This is a genomic window from Paraburkholderia sp. 31.1, from assembly GCF_014397645.1.
Taxonomy (GTDB): domain Bacteria; phylum Pseudomonadota; class Gammaproteobacteria; order Burkholderiales; family Burkholderiaceae; genus Paraburkholderia; species Paraburkholderia tuberum.
Genome location: NZ_VZQN01000117.1, coordinates 1 through 3,716, shown reverse-complemented (window position 1 = coordinate 3,716; position 3,716 = coordinate 1). Strand labels below are relative to the sequence as shown.

The following is a 3,716-nucleotide window of genomic DNA, read 5'->3' as shown; positions in this document are numbered from 1 at the left end:
TAATTATTTCCGATGTTGATGCAATCCCGGGTAAAAGTAAACTTCGATCATCAATCCACCACGAGGCATCGCCGGGAGCAACATGACAAGCAATCCCCAGAAAGCGCCGCAGCCGTTCCGCAGCCTGTCCCCATCCGTCATGCGGGCATCGACAGTTGTATTCGATTCTCTGGCCGAGTTTTCGCGCCGCAAGGAGCGGCAACCGGACGGTTACAGCTATGGCATCACCGGAACGCCAACGGCTCGTGAACTGGAGCACCGCATCGCCGAGCTCGAAGGTGGCGCGCATTGCGTGGTGACGCCTTCCGGTCAATCCGCGCTGATGACGACCGTGATGGGCTTCGTGCGCGGCGGCGATCACCTGCTGGTGTCCGCTGCCTGCTACGGCGCGCTCAAGACATTCGCGCATAAGTGGCTGGCGCACTTCAACGTCGAGGTCGAACTGTATCCGCCGGCAATCGGGGCTGCGATTCAAAAGTACATCAAGCCCAACACCCGCATGATCTGCATGGAGTCGCCGGGGACGGTGACGATGGAGATGCCCGACATTCCGGCGATCGTCGAAGTCGCGAAACGTCACGGCGTATTGACGATGATGGACAACACTTGGGCAAGCCCGCTCGCTTTCAAACCGCTCGAACATGGTGTGGATTTCAGCGTCGAAGCCGCGACGAAATTTTTTGGTGGTCATTCGGATCTACTGGCGGGCTGCATCAGCATGAACGACGCGGATTACTACGCGACCTTGCGCGAGACGCAGAGCGTTCTCGGCCAGCAGACCAGCCCTGATGACTGCTTCCTCGTCATGCGCGGCCTGCAAACCCTGAAGGTTCGCTTCGCTGCCCAGAGCGCCTCAACGCTGCAGATTGCGAGGGAACTCGAACGTCACCCGGAAGTGAGCAAGGTGCTGTTCCCGGCACTGCCGTCCGATGCCGGTCATGCCATCTGGAAGCGGGATTTTGCGAGCAGCGGGTGTCTCTTCTCCCTGATCCTCCAGCCCGCGGCGGAGGACGCGTTCAACGCATTCTTCGATACGCTCCAGTATTTCCCCATCGGGGCGAGCTGGGGAGGCGTGCATAGCCTCGCTGCCTACTACCCGGCCCCGTTGCAGGCCGAGCGTGCGTTCCCGCTTACCGACCAGCCTATCGTGCGCCTTTCGATCGGGTTGGAGGACCCGGCGATGCTGCTTGCGGATCTGAATGCCGGTCTTGACGCATTCGGACGCGCCCGGGCAACCGCTGCGTAGATTTTTTAATTCAACTTACCTGGATGAGTGAGTACGAGATGAAATCAATCAAGAGATGGAGACGCTTTGTCACGGTAGCGAGTTTCGTGACGCTTTCCGCGGCATTCAGTTCACCCGCTACTGTGCAGGCAGCGGATCTTCTCGCGCAGGTGAAGGCGAATGGCACATTGCGCGTGGCCAACACCCAGAGTAGTCCCCCATGGAGCATGCTTGACGAAAACAATCAACCTGTCGGCTATGACGTTGCAATTGCAAAGGAAGTCGGCAAGCGCATTGGCGTGCCGAACGTAGTATTCGTCGCCGATTCGTTCAAGAACTTCGTGGAAGGGTTGAAGACGGGCAAGTACGACCTTGTGATGAACGATCTCACGCCTACACCTGAACGGCAACAACAGGTTGATTTCGGCGAACCATACGGCGTGGAGGATTTCCGCATTTTCGTGCCTGCCGGCAACACAGACATCAAGGGCAAGGAAACCCTTAAAGGCAAGCGAGTGGGAGTGGTCACTGGCTCGAGCAATGAAACATGGGCACGAGCACACCTGCATGACTCCGACATCCGTGCGTACGATAACGGGGGACTCGTCTTCAGCGATCTGGGCAATGGACGTATCGACGCGGTCATCATCTCGCACTTCGGCGGCATGAAGTACGCCAACGTCAACCATTTACCGGTCAAGGAAGTGGGCGAACCCTTGATCTACCAGCTATCAGCGCCGGCTTTGCAGAAAGGCCAACCGGCCCTGCTCGCAGCGGTCGATAAGGCGATTGCAGACATGATGGCTGACGGGACGATCGAGGCCATTGCCAGGAAGTGGGTCGGGCGGGATTACGATATGCCCGGCACGATCACCAAAGCGAAGGCACACAAGGAGTAGTCATGATCGAGCTTTTCATGCGCTCGCTTCCGCTGTTAAAGAGTGCGGTGCTGATGACACTCTTTCTCGGTTTGCTGTCGTTTGTGCTCGGTTCGACGCTAGGGTTGCTGGTCGCCTTGGCTCGTATCTCCAGCATAGGTGCACTACGCGCCTTCGCATTCGCATATGTATCCATCTTCCGTGGCACGCCGCTGCTCGTGCAGATACTGCTGATCTATTTCGGTTTGCCCCGGTACGGTCTGACACTTGACCCGGTTCCCGCCGCGCTCCTCGCGCTCACGCTGTTTTCGGCCGCGTATCTGAGCGAGAACTTCCGTTCCGGCATCAACGCGGTGGACAAGGGCCAGTGGGAAGCTGCGATGTCGCTGGGCATGGGTTACTGGAAAGCCATGTCGCGGGTTATTCTTCCCCAAGGACTACGCATCGCCATTCCGCCTGTCGGCAGCCGCATGATTGCACTCATCAAAGATACATCCCTCGCTTCGACAATTACGGTGGTAGAACTGACCCGCGTCGCCGACCAGGTCGGCGCCTCCACCTTCCGCTACATGGAAATGTTCCTGATGGTCGGCCTGATCTACTGGGGCATCAACCAGATTCTCACGATCGTCCAGACCGTCCTCGAGAATCGCATTTCGAGGCGTTTTGTATGAATACTGATATCAGGACGATTGAAGTCCGTGGACTTTCGAAGGCGTTCGGCGACAACCATGTCTTGCGCGGCGTCGATTTCAACGTATCGAAAGGCGAGGTTGTCGTTGTAATGGGTCCCTCCGGGTCGGGCAAGACCACGCTGCTGCGCTCGCTGAACTTCCTCGAGGTACCGGATGCCGGCAGCGTGACAGTATGCGGCATTGATGTCGAATGCAACGGTTTGTCAAAACCGTCACGCCAGAATCAGAAGAAGATCCGCGCGATCCGCCAGCGCACCGCGATGGTGTTCCAGTCGTTCAACCTCTTTCCGCACAGGACAGCACTGGAAAACGTGATGGAAGGTCCGGTCAGCGTCAAGGGTGTCCCTCGTGCGCAAGCGTCGGAGCGCGCAATTCACCTGCTGACACAGGTTGGCCTGGCCGCAAAAGCCAACGAATATCCGGCACGGCTGTCCGGCGGTCAGAAGCAGCGCGTAGCGATCGCGCGGGCGCTCGCGATGGATCCTGAGGTCATCTTCTTCGACGAGCCCACGTCTGCTCTCGATCCAGCGCTGCGGGAGGATGTCCTGACCGTCATGCGCGACGTTGCCAAAGCGGGCATGACGATGCTGATCGTCACGCACGAAGTGCGGTTTGCGCGAGATGTAGCGGATCGGGTTGTTTTTATGGACGGCGGCGTGGTTGCCGAAGACACGACACCGCAAGCCTTCTTTGGTGAAGGCAGCAGTCCACGGGTAAGGCAGTTTCTGCATCTGATCGAGACCTGAGTATTGAGCACGCCGCGACACCGCCTTGAATCACGCGTAGGGCTTCCGTTGCAAAAGCGTTGGCGGAAGAGTTCGTGCTTTATCGCGAGGAGCAGGAGAGGCGGAAAGCGTCGGCGACGTAACACAGCCCGCTAGCTCAACCGCAAACTCCGCAATACGTCGAGCACATACT

At 58.2% G+C, this 3,716-nt stretch carries 4 protein-coding genes; all 4 read left to right on the top strand.

All coding sequences use genetic code 11. The features are described 5' to 3' along the window. The first annotated feature begins 82 nt into the window (after positions 1–82). The 4 genes from metC to F6X37_RS35340 are packed head-to-tail and all read left to right on the top strand — an operon-like array spanning position 83 to position 3,544. Positions 83–1,246, top strand: a complete 1,164-nt coding sequence (metC, locus tag F6X37_RS35355) for a cystathionine beta-lyase (RefSeq protein WP_090807998.1) — start codon at positions 83–85, stop codon at positions 1,244–1,246. A 38-nt stretch (positions 1,247–1,284) separates the two neighbouring features. After that, entirely contained in the window at positions 1,285–2,124 is an 840-nt protein-coding gene (locus tag F6X37_RS35350) for an ABC transporter substrate-binding protein (protein ID WP_262420162.1), read from the top strand. Positions 2,125–2,126: 2 nt separating this feature from the next. Continuing rightward, a complete protein-coding gene (locus tag F6X37_RS35345) occupies positions 2,127–2,777 on the top strand; it encodes an amino acid ABC transporter permease (protein ID WP_090808002.1) in 651 nt (216 codons plus the stop codon). Next, positions 2,774–3,544: an amino acid ABC transporter ATP-binding protein gene (locus F6X37_RS35340; RefSeq protein WP_187614618.1), complete on the top strand. Its 771-nt coding sequence runs from the start codon at positions 2,774–2,776 to the stop codon at positions 3,542–3,544. The genes F6X37_RS35345 and F6X37_RS35340 overlap by 4 nt, the downstream gene beginning before the upstream one ends. The last annotated feature ends 172 nt before the right edge of the window (positions 3,545–3,716 follow it).

Excerpts from the sequence above, each read along its gene's own strand:
- metC (WP_090807998.1), top strand. The coding sequence starts at position 83 with ATGACAAGCAATCCCCAGAAAGCGCCGCAGCCGTTCCGCAGCCTGTCC.
- F6X37_RS35350 (WP_262420162.1), top strand. The coding sequence starts at position 1,285 with ATGAAATCAATCAAGAGATGGAGACGCTTTGTCACGGTAGCGAGTTTC.
- F6X37_RS35345 (WP_090808002.1), top strand. The coding sequence starts at position 2,127 with ATGATCGAGCTTTTCATGCGCTCGCTTCCGCTGTTAAAGAGTGCGGTG.
- F6X37_RS35340 (WP_187614618.1), top strand. The coding sequence starts at position 2,774 with ATGAATACTGATATCAGGACGATTGAAGTCCGTGGACTTTCGAAGGCG.